Source organism: Cytobacillus sp. MT66 (assembly GCF_058792595.1).
In genome coordinates, this window is sequence record NZ_JBXAFB010000005.1 from 348098 (window position 1) to 364298 (window position 16201).

A 16201-nucleotide genomic window follows, 5' to 3' on the forward strand; every position below is an offset into this window, starting at 1 on the left:
AAAGGTGGTGGTCCATATAATTGAAACGAATGTTAAAGAAAAACAAAAGTCTATGATTAGAATGGGCGACAGAGCAACCTCGTTAAAAGTTAATCAGTTGCTATCCATGGAATGGCTTTTACTTATCATTCCATTAATCTATATCATATTATTGCTTGGTATTCCGCTTATTGGATTGTTAAAATTAAGCATTTATGATGAAACGGGTTTTACTTTTCAATATTTTACAAGGTTTTTTACGCAAGATGTTTATCAGACAGTTCTTTTACAAACATTTAAGATTAGTCTCTATGTTACATTGATGTGTTTGTTCCTAGGCTATCCTGTCGCATATTTGATGACAAAAATGAAATCTAGAAGATTAAAAGACTTAATTTTCGGGATTATATTTTTATCATTTTGGATTAGTCTGCTTGTTCGTACATTTTCATGGATGATTGTTCTTCGTTCCAATGGGTTCATTAATCAAATATTAATGGGACTGGGATTTATCGACGAACCAATAACAATGTTGCATAACACCATTGGTGTTGTAATTGGTATGACACATATTCTATTACCCTATATGATACTAGTTGCCTATTCTGGAATGGATAAAATTGATTTTAGATTAATACAAGCTGCTCAAGGGCTGGGCTCAAGTTCAATAAAGGCTTTTTGGAATGTCTTTTTGCCACTCTCATTGCCTGGGGTAATATCTGGATCCTTTATTGTTTTCGTAATGTCTCTTGGCTACTATATTACACCAGCACTTTTGGGAGGATCCGGCGATACAATGATAGGAAAGTTAATTGCCGATCAAGTAAATGTAGTTTTAAATTGGAACTTTGCTGCGGCAATATCTGTTGTTTTATTACTTTCAACCATCATAATACTGGGTATTTCATCATTATTTGCGAAAAACATATTCAGTAAAGGAGGGAATTAATATGTGGCTATATATAGTAGTGGGGCTCATCATGCTATTTTTAGTTTTGCCAATTTTAATAATTATCCCATTATCTTTTAGCGCATCCCGCTTTTTTGTGTTCCCTCCTAAGGAATTTTCATTAGAGTGGTTTTATAACCTATTTTCAAATTCAGTGTGGATTGACTCAATTTTAAGGAGTTTAGAAATTGCCCTTTACTCTATGATTCTGGCTCTAATTATTGGAGTAATGGCTTCATTAGCATGTTATCGTATGAATTTCAAAGGGAAAGCAATATTTATGTCTATAATGGTTTCACCAATGATGGTCCCTTTAATAGTTGTGGGTATCGCTTTATATCGATTCTATTCGGATATAAATATTGTTGGAAGTACATTGGCTTTAGTTATGAGTCATGGTCTGTTAGCAATTCCTCTTGTTTTTGTTACTGTTTTAACAAGTCTTAATAATTTTGATCGAAACCTCGAACTGGCAGCACAAAATTTAGGATCCACCCCATTGGGTGTTTTTTTTAAGATTATTCTTCCAAATATATACCCTGGAGTAATTGCAGGTGCGTTGTTTGCATTCATAACATCAATGGATGAAGTGGTTGTGACAATATTTATTGCTGGATCAGGAAATCCAACACTTCCTAAAGTAATGTGGGAACAAATGCGAACCACAATTGATCCGACACTCGCAGCAACATCCACTCTCCTTATTTTATTTACAGCTATTGTGTTTATAATCCAATCATTGCTAGGAAATAGGAAAAGTAAGGAACAAATTTAAGAAATTAAAAAGTATATAAAAAATAGGTAGTACACTACTAGGAATAACAAGGGGGATCCATATGCATTTTCCAGAGTTAAATGTGAAGGGGAAAGTAGCGGTAGTTACTGGTGGCACCAAAGGCTTAGGGTTAATTATGGCAAAAGCACTTGCCTATTATGGTGCCGAGGTTGTTATTACTGGCAGAAATGAAGAGGATGGGATTAAAGCTGTTGATGAAATTAAAATGCTGGGGTCAAAGGCATTATTTATTCAATCAGACGTTACAGATACTGTGCAAGTAAAACAAATGGTTGAACAAGCGATTGATGAATTCTCAAAAATAGATATTCTAGTAAACAATGCTGGTATGGTTGTTCGTGAATATTTAGTAAATCTTGAAACTGATGATTGGGATAAGGTAATCTCGACAAATTTAAAGGGTGTATTTTTGGTTGGCAGGGAAATTGCCAAGCAAATGATTAAACAGAAGTCAGGCAGGATCATTAATGTGTCCTCCACTTTAGGAACAGTTGGGATGCCTCGTCAAACAAGTTATGCAGCTAGTAAGGGGGGCGTTGACCAGATGACAAAAGTATGGGCGGCTGAATTAGCACCACATAATATTACGGTTAATGCAATTGCACCCGCCTATTTTGAGACCCCCATGACAAAAGAATGGTTGTCAGATAAAACCAGGCGTAAGGAAATGGAGGACTTGACTTTAATAGGGAGGATTGGAAAACCAGAGGATTTGGTTGGTCCTATTGTGTTTCTAGCCTCTGACTCATCTGCTTATGTAACAGGACATATATTATATGTTGACGGAGGAGAGGTAGCCAAATAAAGTGGGGTGGTTTATTAGAGAGGAGGTACGTTAGTGAATAATCTAAATATACAGGGAAGAAACCTGATTGAAGCTGTGGTTATTCCACCAAGTACGGGGAAAGCTTTTGAACTAAATAAAGGGGATCTGATACGGATAACGGCAGCTGAGGGAAAACAAGTTGGTGATTTCGTCTGTTTTAATCGAAAGTTACTAAAAGAAAAATTATCTACTTCTAGAACTATTGTCGAAAATAAAAGGAATTTTCGAATAACTACTGGAGATTACCTATATTCGAATTCTTGGAATAAAATGTTTAAGATTGTTGATGACACATGCGGTTATCATGATTTAATTTTTGCACCTTGTAGCACATACATTTTTGAACAAAGGCTAGGAGAAGGCCCTCATACTGGATGCTATGAGCATTTATATGAGGCATTGAAGCCGTTTGGAATAGATCAATTGGATATCCCCGACCCCTTTAACGTATTTATGCGCAGTGAAATTGATAGTGATCAGTCCATAGAAATAAAACAACCTTCTGTCAAGATGAATGATTATATAGAACTTATCGCTGAAATGGATAGTTTGATAGGATTAAGCACATGTGCAGTTCGAACAGGTGATGTTAATGCTGGGAAATGCAAATCCTTGGGTGTTGAAATATACAGATGAATCACACCGTTCTAATTTAATCATTTAATAAAAATATGGAGATTTTATTACTGTAATATACTAGGAGGCATACCATGATTGGTAAAGTTCAAAATCAAAACCAAAAAACTAGTGAATTGGTAGAACTTGATAAAAACCACTACCTACACCCAACGACTTCACCAAAAGTACAAGTTGAGCAAGGCTCTAGCATTATTTTTTCTGAAGGTAATGGCGTTAAAGTTAAAAATACGAATGGTGATACCTATATCGACGGGATGTCTATGCTTTGGAATGTGAACTTAGGTCATGGTCGAAAAGAGCTTGCCGAAGTTGCAAAGGAACAAATGTCAAAAATGGCATTTTCCTCTTCTTTTCAGGGATTCTCCAATGAACCTGCCATTCAACTTGCTAATAAACTAGCATCTATTGCTCCAGGTGATTTAAATGCTGTTTTTTATACTTCTGGCGGTTCTGAATCAAATGATACTGCCATCAAGTTGTCTCGGTTTTATTGGAGTTTAAGAGGACAGCCTAATAAAACCAAAATTATAGCATTAGAAAATGCCTATCATGGTGTGACTGTTGCTGCGCAAACGGCAACAGCTATCCCATCCTTTCATAATTTTTCAGGTTCAAATATAGACGGTGTGCTTCGTGCAAAGTCTCATTTAACTAATTGTGAATTGGGAGATAAGAGTGACCCGAATTATGAGGGCTCTATTAGGGGTATTGTTGAACAAGAAGGTTCGGATACGATTGCTGCCGTCATTATTGAACCTGTACAAGGAGCAGGAGGAGTTCATATCCCTCCAGATGGGTATTTACAAGCTGTACGAAAGCTTTGTGATGAATACGATATATTATTTATTGCCGATGAGGTTATCTGTGGGTTCGGACGTACTGGAAAAATGTTCGGTGTAGAGAATTGGGATGTTGTTCCTGACCTCATGTGTATTGCGAAGGGGATTACAAGCGGCTATTCCCAGCTGGGTGGAGTTATGATGAACGAAAAAATTCGGAATACGATCGTGGAATATGATGGTGTTCTTGCCCACGGTTTCACATATAGCGGACATCCCACAGCCTGTGCGGTCGGATTGAAAAATATCGAAATTCTTGAAAGGGAAGGTATTCTCAACCATGTAAAAGACATGGAACATGAGTTAAAGGCAGGATTAAGGTATTTAGAGAACCATCATTGGAGTGTTACGCGCGCAAGGGGGATAGGTCTATTAGCAGCTTTTGATCTATACAAGGATAGAGACAACAACAAACTTTTTGATGACTCTATTCAGCCCGGTACTGCCGTAGTCAATGAATGCTTTGAACGTAAACTGATCCTTAGGGGTGGACTTGGCTCTAATCGCGAAATTGTTGCAATTGCCCCACCACTTGTCATCAATAAGCAAGAGATCGAAGAAATGATTAATATCATTGATGATTCGATCACTTCCTTTGAAAAGAAGTTCGGTTGATCTTATTGCTGCAGGTTTCAGGACAGATGTAACGATTGTCGATCTTGAATGACCTCTGAATCGTCAAGATGATAATTAACATATAAAAAGCATGGTGTACCCCACAATGTTATGCAAATATGCGGGGAGCAGTGTCACGTCATTTACCATCTGTCTTACCGTTGTGACTGTTCCCTGCACATTTAAAATTGCAAATGGTGGATTTGTATTACCCTACAGGAAATGATAAGGCAATTAAAAAATGGTGAATACAGCATAAGACAGCTTCCAAAGTAGGAGAGGATTTAGAGAAGCGCGATAAATAAATGGAGTACGAGGTGAATTGATATGAAGTATCGTCCGCCTAGTGAATCACTAATGGTACCAAGGTTTAGTGGGATATCAACCTTTATGAACTTACCGAGTGTCCAAACAATAGAAGATGTTGATTTCATTGTTGCAGGTATTCCTTTTGATAGTGGTCAGACTTTTCGATCAGGTGCACGTTTTGGACCGAGGGCTATCAGAGAATCCTCGGCACTCATACGTACAGCTTCGCAGTATCACAATATAGGAGTATTCGATTACTTATCTGGTATAGATTATGGTGACATACCTACGACCCCAGGTTTTATACATGAAACATATGATTCAATAGAGAAAGAGTTAACACCTATTTTTGAAAAAGGAATTATTCCAATTATTATGGGCGGCGACCATTCTATTACACTTGGAGAACTAAGAGCAGCGTCTAAAAAATACGGAAAAGTAGCTTTGCTACAGTTTGATTCACACAGCGATACATGGGATACAACATTCGGCCAAAAATATACCCATGCTACACCTTTCCGAAGAGCTGTAGAAGAAGGATTAATCGACACATTTCATTCGATTCAAGTTGGCATGAGAGGCTCTATCTCAGGCACTAATGATTTAGAGAAAGCAAAAGAACTTGGGTTTGATGTTGTGACAACAGAAGAAATCATTCAGATCGGATTTGAAAAACTAGTTCAACAAATTAAAAATCGAATAAAGAATAAGCCTGTATTTATATCGTTTGATATTGATTTTATAGACCCTGCATTCGCTCCAGGAACAGGTACCCCAGAAGTAGGCGGTATTTTAAGCAGGGAAGCCATTTGGATATTACGTCAACTAGCGGGATTGAATATAATAGGCGCTGATTTAGTTGAGGTACTACCTGCATATGATAGCGGACAAATAACAGCTTCTTTAGCAGCTAATTTAATGTTTGAGATGATTTCTTTAATAGCTGTTAAAAAAGCTGGTGAGTTAACTATTTAAATATAATTCGGATATCTTGGTTAACTTTAAGATTTAAATGGTCATTTGTTAGAAAAAGAGGGAGATGAATCCGGTGTATATTAATGGTGAGTGGATACAAACGAATAATCATCTAGATGTGTACAACCCTGCTACTGGTGAATTAGTGGATAAAGTATTTTTAGTAGATAAACAACAAACAGAAGATGCCATTAAGGCAGCAAAAAATGCTTTTTCAACTTGGGCTGCAACTACAGCAGAGGAGCGTGCAAAGTATTTGAATCTAGTTGCTGATAAGCTTAGTGATAGAAAAAATCATTTTGCTCAAATCATCACAATGGAAATGGGAAAATCTATTCACAATGCTTTATATGAAGTACAATCTGCCATTAACTTTTTTCGTTGGTTTGCGGAAGAGGGAAGAAGAACATATGGAAATACGATTCCAACTTCAGACCCCCAAAAACGTATTTCAACGATTAAGCAACCAATCGGAGTAGTTGCTGCTATCACCCCTTGGAACTTTCCATTATCTATGACAGCAAGAAAGTTTGCACCTGCTCTTGCGGCTGGCTGTACACTTATCTTAAAACCGGCTCCCGAGGCCCCGTTATCATCTGTTGAATTATTCAAAGTATTTGAAGAGGTGGGAATTCCTCGGGGAGTTGTGAATTTAGTTTTAGGTGAAGCGACTGAAATCGCAAGTGCCTTTATGGAAAGTCATGATGTTAGGAAGATTACTTTTACAGGATCTACTGAAGTTGGAAAAATCCTTATCCGTCAATCCGCAGATACAGTAAAAAAGGTTTCCATGGAATTAGGTGGACATGCTCCTTTTATCATTTTTCCAGATGCTGATTTAGATCTTGCGGTGGAAGGTTTAGTTAAAAGTAAATTTGCTTCTACAGGACAACAATGTGTCTGCCCGAATAGAATCTTTGTACATGACTCAATATATGAAGTATTTGCAGAGCGCCTAAAAAAACGAGTTTCTTCATTAAAAGTAGGAAATGGAATAAATGAGGATATGGATATTGGAGCTATGGTTAGTGAAGAGGGTATTAATAAAACACATGATCACGTAACAGATGCCATTAATAAAGGGGCAAAGATTGTTTGTGGAGGAAGTAGATTAGTAGATGGAGAGTATGCTAATGGGTACTTTTATGCCCCAACTATTCTGACAGAAACTAAAGAAGGAATGAAAGTTTTATCCGAAGAAACATTTGGTCCTGTAATCCCTCTAATCAGGTTTACTGAAGAAGATGAAGTGATTAAAAAAGCAAATGATACTAACTATGGACTTGCATCCTATTTCTATACAAAGGATCTTGGTCGTATGCATAGGGTTTCAGAAAAATTAGAGTTTGGAATTGTTGGTGTCAACGATTCGGCTCCTTTTGTTGTTCAAGGTCCTTTTGGGGGAGTAAAAGAAAGTGGTATAGGCAGAGAAGGTGGCTTCCAAGGGATAGAAGAGTATTTGGAAACAAAGTTTATTTCCGTTTTAATTAACTACAATAATTAAACGAAGGTATTAGTCTAATTATCAGAGTTTTACAAGGATGTCATCGATAAAATGCGAAAATATACGCAAAGCAAATTTCGACATGAAAATAGCCGCTTCTCACTACTCTAAGGAAACATTGGCTTTATGTATAGGGTTTACATAAGAAACTAGGAGGGCCTGTAATGATTATAGGTATACCCAAGGAAATAAAAAATAATGAAAATCGTGTAGCTATAACACCAGCTGGGGTTACTTCGTTTATAAAAAACGGTCACAGAGTGTTAGTTGAGAAGGATGCTGGGATCGGCAGTGGATTCATTAACGAGGATTATTTAAATGCAGGAGCTGAAATCATAGATAACGCTGCGGACGTATGGGACCAGTCGGAAATGATCTTAAAGGTAAAAGAACCTTTAGAAAGCGAATACCAATTTTTTCGTGAAGGTTTAATTCTGTTTACCTATCTGCATTTAGCAGCTGAACCTGAATTAGCAAAAGCCTTGAAGGAAAAACGTGTGACTGCCCTAGCTTACGAAACAATAGCTGTTGGACGTACACTCCCACTCCTGACTCCAATGAGTGAAGTTGCGGGACGAATGGCTGCGCAAATAGGTGCTCAATTTCTCCAAAAAACGAATGGAGGCCAGGGGATTCTTCTTGCGGGTGTCCCAGGTGTAAGCTGCGGAAAAGTAACGATTATAGGTGGCGGAATTGTAGGAACTAATGCTGCCAAAATGGCTATTGGATTAGGTGCCGATGTGACCATTATCGATTTAAGTGCAGATCGCTTACGTCAATTGGATGATATATTTGGAAACCAGATTAAGACTTTAATGTCTAATCCTTTCAATATAGCAGAGGCCGTGAAAGAAGCAGATCTTTTAATTGGCGCTGTATTAATTCCGGGATCTAAAGCTCCAAAGCTTGTAACAGAAGAGATGGTTAAAACAATGAAGCCTGGATCTGTTATCGTTGATGTTGCTATTGACCAAGGCGGTGTTGTTGAGACAAGTGACCATGTAACCACTCATGATAACCCAACATTCGTAAAGCATGGAGTTGTTCACTATTCCGTTGCCAACATGCCTGGAGCTGTTCCGAGGACATCAACAATTGCGCTAACAAATGTAACCATCCCTTATGCTTTACAGATTGCTAATAAAGGAATCTGTAAAGCTATAATTGATAACAATGCGTTAAAACTTGGCGTTAATACAGCAAATGGGGAAATTACTTATGAAGCTGTAGCTAGGGACCTTGGGTATGAATATATCCCTGTTGAGAAGGCACTTGAAAAAGAGCTAATGATTAAATAACAATGAATGTTTAACTCCTGTAACCCTCAAGAATTATTTTCTTGGGGGTTTTATTATGCCGATTTATGAAGTTATGACGTTTTAATCAATCCCATTGACCAGGTGGAATGGCTGCAGAAGCAGAAAAATAAAGATTTAAATTTGCTTTTTAAGGAGATTTTGGGTAAGTATCTTAATTAGTGGCTTCAACACGGGGGCGGTTCGCGTTTTTAAAACAGGGGAACCGTCCGTGTATTGTCGGCCCTGGGAACATTTAATTTTTATCCAGAGAAGATGTAGAACTCTTGTGTAAAACTTTTTCAATGAAACAGAAAAAGACAACAAGGGAAATCCCGATGAGATCAGCAACAATATCATAAGCATCAGCCCCTCGACCAAAAAAGGGCTGCAGCAACTCTGTCATGATTGCAAAAGACAAGGCAATAATGAAAGCTGTAGTTAATCTTTGAACATTTATAAATAATAAATAGGTTAAGATAGTAAACATTAGGGAATGACCGATCATCTCAAAAACACTAGCCTGTGCGAGGGGGTAAACTGGAAAATATATATCGGAAGAAGGACTAGGATTCATGTCAAAAGAAATATGTCCTTCTAACAGTAATGCATGAACGTCCTTCGTAAATACCCCAATACACATAACCGTTACCCAAGCCATTAAAAATATCCTTCGCATTCCTCTTCCGTCAACTCCTGATCTGTCCTTTATGGTTACCCATTATTGACAGGATCAGAAGGATGTAGACGTAGCAGGACAGGGGGACAGGCACCTTGTCCATCCATTATCTGTTATTTCCGCAAAGGACAAAGTGCCTGTGTCCATATTATAAAAACTCTAACGTATCCCCAACCTTTATTTTCCCTTCGGTAAGAATTTCTGCATTAAGACCGGCGCGATGAACCAACGGTTTAAAAACCTTTTTTCCAGTAAGCTTTGTTATGTAATCACAAGGAAAACTGAGGCGTACACCTCGAAGTACCACTTCTCCAATTTTGAATTCCCTGCCAACCAAATGGTTTAAAGCTACATTTTCTGTGATAATATTGCGTCTGCTCTCTCTAGGCTCGAACTCTATTCCAAAATCTCGGCGTATGGCTTCAAAGGTTTCACTTTCAATAAGGGTTACCTGCCGATCAGCTCCTTGTTTATGCGAGTAATATCCAGTCCCATTAAAATATCGATCCCCAACAAGTCCTTTTCCTGGAACAGCATGTACCTCTTCCTTAGGCTCCATCGGATTTCCAGCCTCAGGACAAGTGAAAATACCTATAATTCTTCTTTCATACATGTTTAATTGCTGCCTCCGTTCTTCTAATAGTTTCCCTTATTATAACATTTCTGAATATTTGTGAAAATACAAAGGAGGACAGAGGGACAGGCACCGTGTCCATCCTTTATCCGTTATTTAGGTGAAGGACAAAGTGCCTGTCCCCGTGTCTATTAACAGGTATCTTTTGATAAATGTAGAATATATTTGTGGAGTATTTAAGTGAGGAGGATGAATATGTTTCAAACATTAGATGGCTTTTTTACGTTATGGAATTTTGAAGCTGATGCTACTCAGAAGATTCTTGATCAGCTTACAGATGAATCCTTAACCCAAGAGGTAACACCTGATAATTGGACATTGGGAAGAATCGCTTGGCATACAGTAACAGCAATTGGTGTTATCACATCTCGAACAGGTCTTTCCTTTGACGCTCCTAATCAAGATTATCCTGTTCCAACTTCAGCCAAGTTCATCTCTGAGAGCTATGAAAAGGCAAGAAGTGCTTTGGCTCAAGCTATAGAAAATCAATGGACTGATAAAAATCTTGGTGAAGCCAGGGATTTCTTTGGACAAAGGATGTCAAATTCCGAACTTTTATTTTTTATGATCCAGCATCAAATTCACCATCGAGGACAAATGACCATTCTTATGCGTCAAGCAGGATTAACCGTTCCAGGTCTATACGGTCCATCCAAAGAAGAATGGGCTAAGATTGGTATGGAAGCTCCAAAAATGTAAGGACAAGGTGCCTGTCCCTGTGTCCTCTCCTCAAATTTAGAAAAAAGAGGATTACGAAAGAAGGTCGTCCACACGATTCTTATATGTGCTAAAATAATCAATGTAATTATTTTTGCAGAAATTTATTAAAGAACAAAGGAGGATGCCTCAAATATCTGGCATCCCATTTTTTATGAAAGGTGGTGCAGATCAACGTGAATCTGTATCAAAAGATTTTCAAGGAGTATTGGAATCCTTATATGGCGATTAGTCTTGCAGGACTTATCAGTGCCTTGTACTTTAGTGTGACCGGAACTGTTTGGGCTGTTACCGGAGAGTTTACTAGATTTGGAGGACATATTCTCCAGTGGTTTGGAGTAGATGTGTCAAATTGGGCTTATTTTGGTCTCGTACATATTGAGGGGACCCCGATCAGCCGTTCAGATGGATGGATTGTTATCGGAATGCTTGTTGGAGCACTGATGATGATTCTTCTTAGCAACAGCTTTAAAATTCGTACGCCAAGACAAAAACGCCGCTATGTGCAGGGCTTTGCTGGAGGCATTATTGCTGGATTTGGAGCACGGTTAGCTCTTGGCTGTAACTTGGCTGCTTTTTTCACAGGAGTTCCACAATTTTCTTTCCATGCTTGGATCTTCATGGTGATGACAGCCATTGGAACATACTTGGGCGTCAAAGTGGTGAATACGAAATGGTGGCTCGGAAAACCTACTCTCACGAAGGGTGCAAAACGAGTCGTGAATTCAAAAAAGAAAAGCACTAAAGTCCAGCCAATCATAGGAGCACTTGTCGCTTGTGCTTATATAGGCATTGTGGTTTACTTATTTGCAGCAGGCAAGCCGATGCTCGGAGCGGGTGCAATTGCTGGTGCTCTGTTTGGGATTTTAATTGAACGCGGACAAATTTGCTTTACTTCAGCTTTTCGCGACATGTGGATCAGCGGACGTGCCGTTATGTCAAAAGCCATAGCTGTCGGTATGATCGTCAGTGTGGTTGTCACGTTTTTTTATATTCAAACTGGTGCTGCTCAGATCATTAAAATCGCAGCTCCAAGTACGGTCATTGGCGGTCTGTTATTTGGATTTGGCATTGTTCTTGCCGGCGGCTGTGAAACAGGCATGATGTACCGTGCCATGGAAGGGCAGGTCCTTTTCTGGGTGGTAGGAGCAGGTAATATTGTAGGTGCCACTATTCTTGCCTATGGCTGGGATCACTTCGGCATCTTTAACGCACTTGGTGAAGGATGGCCAGCTGTGAATTTAATTGAAGTCTGGGGACCAACAGGTGCACTTATTGGTACGCTTATCATGCTGGTTGCTTGGCTATTACTCTCCCACTGGTGGGAAAAACGATTCCGTTATGGCAGCGGAATCAAAAGAGAAAAAGCGCCTCAATTGACAACAAAGGAGGTATAATTAATGTCACAAGAACTTGAAATTGACTATACATTAGACATTCGCGGTGAGCCTTGACCATACCCAGTCATTTATGCGCTGGATGCGCTAAAAAATATGAGAATCGGTGAAGTGCTGGAAGTCATTGCGGATTGTCCGCAATCCTTCCGAAGTGTACCTGAAGAAGCTGTTAAACACGGGTACGAGCTAGTAACGGATCCGGAAAAAGACGGTCAGGATATTTATTTTTATATTAAAGTGGTTTAAGGAAGTACACGGGAACACCGTGTGCTTCTTTCCTTTTTCTAGGTATATAGGATTCTAGTATTGATTTGTGATTGATAGCTAGTGTAAATTATTTTTATTAAATAGAGAACGTGTGTTCTTGTTTGTCGGGTAGAATAGTAAGAATTGTGATACTATTAGATTGCAACTTCATAAAGCGATGGGCGGTTGGCACTCCCTGTGTTAGAAAGGGGGTGTTTTACATGGTGACATTCGAAGCAATTAACATGCTATTTCAATTTGGCATTTTCTTGGCTACGGCATTAACAGGAGTTTTAGCCATTATCGCACTTGTCACCAACAGAAAAAAGAAGTAATCGCCCTCCGCTCCGACCAAAGAGTAGGGTAGATTACTTCTTTTTTAAATCTTCATATTCTTCCGGTCAACCGTTCTTCATGCGGTATGACGTTGCAAGTCGACTGGGCGTTTTGGGCGTCCAGTCTTTTTTATTATACATTCATTATACCTAAATTTATTCTTAATTAAAAGGCGTAGGAGACATTCGATTGAGGAAGAACAAGGGACTATTTGGGATATTTAATGGCGAATTATCAGGTGAAAGGATATAAGGCGCGCATTTGTAGCTATTTTTTGAAGCAATGTTGAAGGACTAAGTGCCAGTCCCTTCGGGGAGTGACAGCACCTTTTACGTGATGAGATTATATTTTTAAAATAAAATGAACGCTTTTACCCATTTAAACGTCCTATAACTGACAGCAAAAAGGAGGTGGGCATGTAAATGGATATAGACACAGAACAAGAACTAATTAACAAAGCGAAACATGGTGATGATACAGCCTTTTCTTTACTGTATCAGCAATATTATCCGTTCTTATATAAATACTTGCTGAAATTGACCCTGCAAGAAGAATTAAGTAAAGATCTTGCTCAAGATACGATGTTAAAATGCTATAACCATTTGCATGCCTTTAAAGGGGAAAGTAAATTTTCTTCTTGGATGATCTCCATTGCCTCCAGGTTATACATTGATTCGTTGCGCAGGAAGAAACGCGAAAACAAGTGGGTTAAACAAGTGAAAGCGTCGCTGTCCAGGCAATTAGATTGGGTCGCTCGATCAAAAGGAATCGAATGGAGTGATCATTTTACGGATTTTAACAATCTTGACGCGGACGTACGAATTCCTATTTTACTGCGGCATTATTACGGATATTCGTATGAGGAAATCGGTACGATGCTTGGCGTAAAGGCAGGAACGATAAAATCTCGGGTTCATAATGGGTTGAAGTACATACGAAAGGAGTGGAAAGAGGATGGACAATCACGATAAAGAGAGTGAAATGGTGAAGATGCTGAAAGGGGATTGGGAAAGTATCGATGCTATTGCTGGAACCCCCCAGATGAAGCAGCATGACATTCAAGAGCAGCTTCATTTATATAAACTCCATCGAAAAAGAGCCTTTCAAAAAGAGTTATCTCTTTTTATTTTGACAGCGGTTTTCATCTTAGGTCTATTCGTTACAGCGATGTTAAAAAGTGTGCAAACGATCCTGTACATCCAGGTGTGTGCTGCTCTAATGGGGCCTGTTATTTATGTTTTCCTCAGCAGGCGTGAAGGGAAGGGATGGCAATGACTAATCAGGAATTACTGGTACTCATTCTTCTCTCGCCAATTTTGTTAACGCAAAGCATTCTTCTTTTTATTGATGCAAAAAAGCGCAATAGCTATGCCTGGTTCTGGGGAATTTGGGGATTGATTCAATTTCCGCTTCCGGCAATTTTTTATTGGTTTTTTGTTATAAGGCGTCATCACAAACGAAACAGAAAGGATTGAATTTGATGGGGGAATTCCTGCAACTGAACTGGGCAATTATTGCACCAATCATCGTACTGCAGCTGATCTTAATGGTTACGGCGATCATAAGTTGTTTGCGCCAAGAGGAAACAAACGGACCCAAGTGGCTGTGGTTTTTAATCATTATTTTTATCAATATTTTAGGTCCGATTCTTTACTTTGTCATTGGAAGAAAAAATGATTAAGGAGAATGTTTCATGCTTTTGCAGATAAATGAACTTGAAAAGAAGTATAAAAGCCATATTGCTGTAAAAAAAATCTCTTTTCAAATTGAGGAAGGCCAATGTATTGCTTTACTAGGTCCAAATGGTGCTGGTAAAACAACGACTCTCCAGATGCTAGCTGGTCTCCTTACACCGTCAAGCGGTTCGATACAGTTTAAACAATTTAATGAAAAAGACTACAGGTCAAAAATTGGTTTCTTACCGCAGCATCCTTCCTCTTTTAACTGGATGTCACCGGTTCAATTTTTACAGTTTTCGGGCGAATTGTCTCATATCCCCAAACAGCAGCTAAAAGAGAAAATCGATGAGGTCTTACAGTTTGTTAGCTTATCAGCTGTAAGAAAGAAACGAATTGGCGGTTTTTCAGGAGGAATGAAACAGCGGTTAGGATTAGCACAAGCCTTATTAAACGACCCTGAACTGCTGATATTAGATGAACCAGTGTCTGCATTAGATCCCGCTGGCAGGCGTGATGTCCTACAATTAATAACCAAATTAAAGGATAAAATGACCATCCTTTTCTCCACTCATGTTTTGCATGATGCCGAGCAGGTTTGTGATAAAGTCATTATGCTAAAAGACGGAGAAATTAAATGGGATAATACGCTAGAAGAATTAAGAAAAGCCTTTATTACCTCTGCTGTAAAGGTGCACACGGAGGAACCGATTGAGGATAAACTTTCTGACCTTCCCCATGTTGAAAAAATGGAGTTTGTTACAGATAGCAGTATGATCCTATTTGTTAGTGAAGGAAACTCCCATTCGAATGAACTTTTGTCTGCCATTATGGAAAAAGGTCTAACAATAAAACGATTTGAAAAACTTCAGGACTCTTTAGAAGATGCCTATATGAAGGTGATGGAACAATGAGAACCTTGTACGTATTATGGAAAAAAGAAATGATGGAGAGCGGCAAAAACGGGAAGTGGATCTGGCTCCCAATTGTCTTTATGATTATTGGTATTACCCAACCCATTACAAGCTATTACATGCCAGAAATTATTGAACATGCTGGTAATCTACCAGAAGGGGCAACGATTTCCATTCCTACTCCAACCGGATCGGAAGTTTTGGCAGGTACTCTATCTCAATATGGGACCATCGGGACACTTCTCATCGTCTTAGCAACGATGGGGGTCATTTCGAATGAAAAGTCGAACGGCACAGTAACACTAGTCATGGTACGTCCAGTCTCAGCATTACAATACGTTTCAAGTAAATGGTTAGGCCAATTGATCATTGCCATCCTATCCTTGTTTGCGAGCTATTTTCTGACGTGGTATTATACAAATTTATTGTTTTCATCTGTTGATTGGCTCATCGTTCTGCAAAGCTTCCTTATATATAGTCTGTGGATTGTTCTCATCGTGTCTTTTACCATTTTGATGGGGACCATCTTTAAAGGGAATGGAGCCATCGCGGGATTCAGTATTTTATTTTTAGGGGCATTATCGCTAGTAACGAATCTGCTGCCAAAGTTTATGAAATGGAGCCCGGCCAATTTAAGTGAACACGCAACCATTCTACTAACGGGTCAACCAGCACAAGACCATCTATTATTAACGCTATCCTTTACCATCATCTTATGTATCATCTTTTTTGGATTAGCCGTATTTAGTTTTAAAAGAACGGAGCAATACTGAAAACACGGTGATAGGACACGGGGACAGTGAACTATAACCCGAATAATGGACACCCTTAAAAAAGGGACGTTATTCGGGTTTTGTTATGTCTTTAATTAAAGAA

The 16201-nt window shown here is 38.8% G+C and carries 20 protein-coding genes; 18 read left to right on the forward strand and 2 right to left on the reverse strand.

Annotation, left to right across the window (positions count from 1 at the left end; translation table 11 throughout):
- Positions 1-4: 4 nt before the first annotated feature.
- The 8 genes from AC1Q59_RS12035 (at position 5) to ald (ending at position 8729) form a co-directional block, all read left to right on the forward strand.
- On the forward strand, positions 5-928 hold the full coding sequence (locus tag AC1Q59_RS12035) for an ABC transporter permease (protein ID WP_492366058.1): 924 nt from the start codon (positions 5-7) through the stop codon (positions 926-928).
- 1 nt (position 929) lies between these two features.
- The gene (locus AC1Q59_RS12040; RefSeq protein ID WP_492366059.1) at positions 930-1703 is read left to right on the forward strand and encodes an ABC transporter permease; all 774 of its coding nucleotides are present in this window, start codon (positions 930-932) and stop codon (positions 1701-1703) included.
- Positions 1704-1764: 61 nt separating this feature from the next.
- A complete protein-coding gene (locus AC1Q59_RS12045; protein ID WP_492366060.1) occupies positions 1765-2529 on the forward strand; it encodes an SDR family NAD(P)-dependent oxidoreductase in 765 nt (254 codons plus the stop codon).
- Positions 2530-2562: 33 nt separating this feature from the next.
- A complete protein-coding gene (locus tag AC1Q59_RS12050) occupies positions 2563-3186 on the forward strand; it encodes a DUF1989 domain-containing protein (RefSeq protein ID WP_492366061.1) in 624 nt (207 codons plus the stop codon).
- Positions 3187-3260: 74 nt separating this feature from the next.
- Complete coding sequence (locus AC1Q59_RS12055; protein ID WP_492366062.1) at positions 3261-4643, forward strand: aminotransferase family protein; 1383 nt, start codon at positions 3261-3263, stop codon at positions 4641-4643.
- Positions 4644-4970: 327 nt separating this feature from the next.
- Positions 4971-5927 carry an agmatinase gene (gene speB / locus AC1Q59_RS12060; RefSeq protein WP_492366063.1) on the forward strand — a complete coding sequence of 319 codons (957 nt, stop codon included), beginning with the start codon at positions 4971-4973 and terminating at the stop codon, positions 5925-5927.
- 64 nt (positions 5928-5991) lie between these two features.
- Complete coding sequence (locus tag AC1Q59_RS12065; RefSeq protein ID WP_492366064.1) at positions 5992-7431, forward strand: NAD-dependent succinate-semialdehyde dehydrogenase; 1440 nt, start codon at positions 5992-5994, stop codon at positions 7429-7431.
- A gap of 164 nt (positions 7432-7595) precedes the next feature.
- On the forward strand, positions 7596-8729 hold the full coding sequence (gene ald, locus AC1Q59_RS12070; protein ID WP_492366065.1) for an alanine dehydrogenase: 1134 nt from the start codon (positions 7596-7598) through the stop codon (positions 8727-8729).
- Positions 8730-8982: 253 nt separating this feature from the next.
- On the opposite strand, the gene AC1Q59_RS12075 is transcribed toward ald, so the two are convergent.
- On the reverse strand, positions 8983-9387 hold the full coding sequence (locus AC1Q59_RS12075) for a VanZ family protein (protein ID WP_492366066.1): 405 nt from the start codon (positions 9385-9387) through the stop codon (positions 8983-8985).
- Positions 9388-9553: 166 nt separating this feature from the next.
- Positions 9554-10018, reverse strand: a complete 465-nt coding sequence (locus AC1Q59_RS12080) for an MOSC domain-containing protein (protein ID WP_492366067.1) — start codon at positions 10016-10018, stop codon at positions 9554-9556.
- 216 nt (positions 10019-10234) lie between these two features.
- On the opposite strand from AC1Q59_RS12080, the gene AC1Q59_RS12085 reads away from it, so the two are divergent.
- From AC1Q59_RS12085 to AC1Q59_RS12130, 10 genes are all read left to right on the forward strand, one after another.
- Positions 10235-10738: a DinB family protein gene (locus AC1Q59_RS12085; RefSeq protein WP_492366068.1), complete on the forward strand. Its 504-nt coding sequence runs from the start codon at positions 10235-10237 to the stop codon at positions 10736-10738.
- Positions 10739-10932: 194 nt separating this feature from the next.
- Positions 10933-12153, forward strand: coding sequence for a selenium metabolism membrane protein YedE/FdhT (gene yedE, locus AC1Q59_RS12090; protein WP_492366069.1), 1221 nt, complete (start codon positions 10933-10935; stop codon positions 12151-12153).
- Positions 12154-12222: 69 nt separating this feature from the next.
- Complete coding sequence (locus tag AC1Q59_RS12095) at positions 12223-12399, forward strand: sulfurtransferase TusA family protein (RefSeq protein ID WP_492366098.1); 177 nt, start codon at positions 12223-12225, stop codon at positions 12397-12399.
- Positions 12400-12620: 221 nt separating this feature from the next.
- On the forward strand, positions 12621-12734 hold the full coding sequence (locus AC1Q59_RS12100) for a putative holin-like toxin (protein WP_492366070.1): 114 nt from the start codon (positions 12621-12623) through the stop codon (positions 12732-12734).
- Positions 12735-13157: 423 nt separating this feature from the next.
- Positions 13158-13706 (forward strand): RNA polymerase sigma factor SigY, encoded by a 549-nt coding sequence (sigY, locus tag AC1Q59_RS12105; protein ID WP_492366071.1) that lies wholly within the window; start codon positions 13158-13160, stop codon positions 13704-13706.
- Positions 13690-14010, forward strand: a complete 321-nt coding sequence (locus tag AC1Q59_RS12110) for a YxlC family protein (protein WP_492366072.1) — start codon at positions 13690-13692, stop codon at positions 14008-14010. The genes sigY and AC1Q59_RS12110 overlap by 17 nt, the downstream gene beginning before the upstream one ends.
- Positions 14007-14210, forward strand: a complete 204-nt coding sequence (locus AC1Q59_RS12115; RefSeq protein ID WP_492366073.1) for a transcriptional regulator — start codon at positions 14007-14009, stop codon at positions 14208-14210. The genes AC1Q59_RS12110 and AC1Q59_RS12115 overlap by 4 nt, the downstream gene beginning before the upstream one ends.
- Before the next feature lie 5 nt (positions 14211-14215).
- Entirely contained in the window at positions 14216-14416 is a 201-nt protein-coding gene (locus AC1Q59_RS12120) for a PLDc N-terminal domain-containing protein (RefSeq protein ID WP_492366074.1), read from the forward strand.
- A 12-nt stretch (positions 14417-14428) separates the two neighbouring features.
- Complete coding sequence (locus tag AC1Q59_RS12125) at positions 14429-15325, forward strand: ABC transporter ATP-binding protein (protein WP_492366075.1); 897 nt, start codon at positions 14429-14431, stop codon at positions 15323-15325.
- Positions 15322-16098, forward strand: a complete 777-nt coding sequence (locus tag AC1Q59_RS12130) for an ABC transporter permease (protein ID WP_492366076.1) — start codon at positions 15322-15324, stop codon at positions 16096-16098. Before AC1Q59_RS12125 ends, AC1Q59_RS12130 begins: the two co-directional genes overlap by 4 nt.
- Positions 16099-16201: the final 103 nt, after the last annotated feature.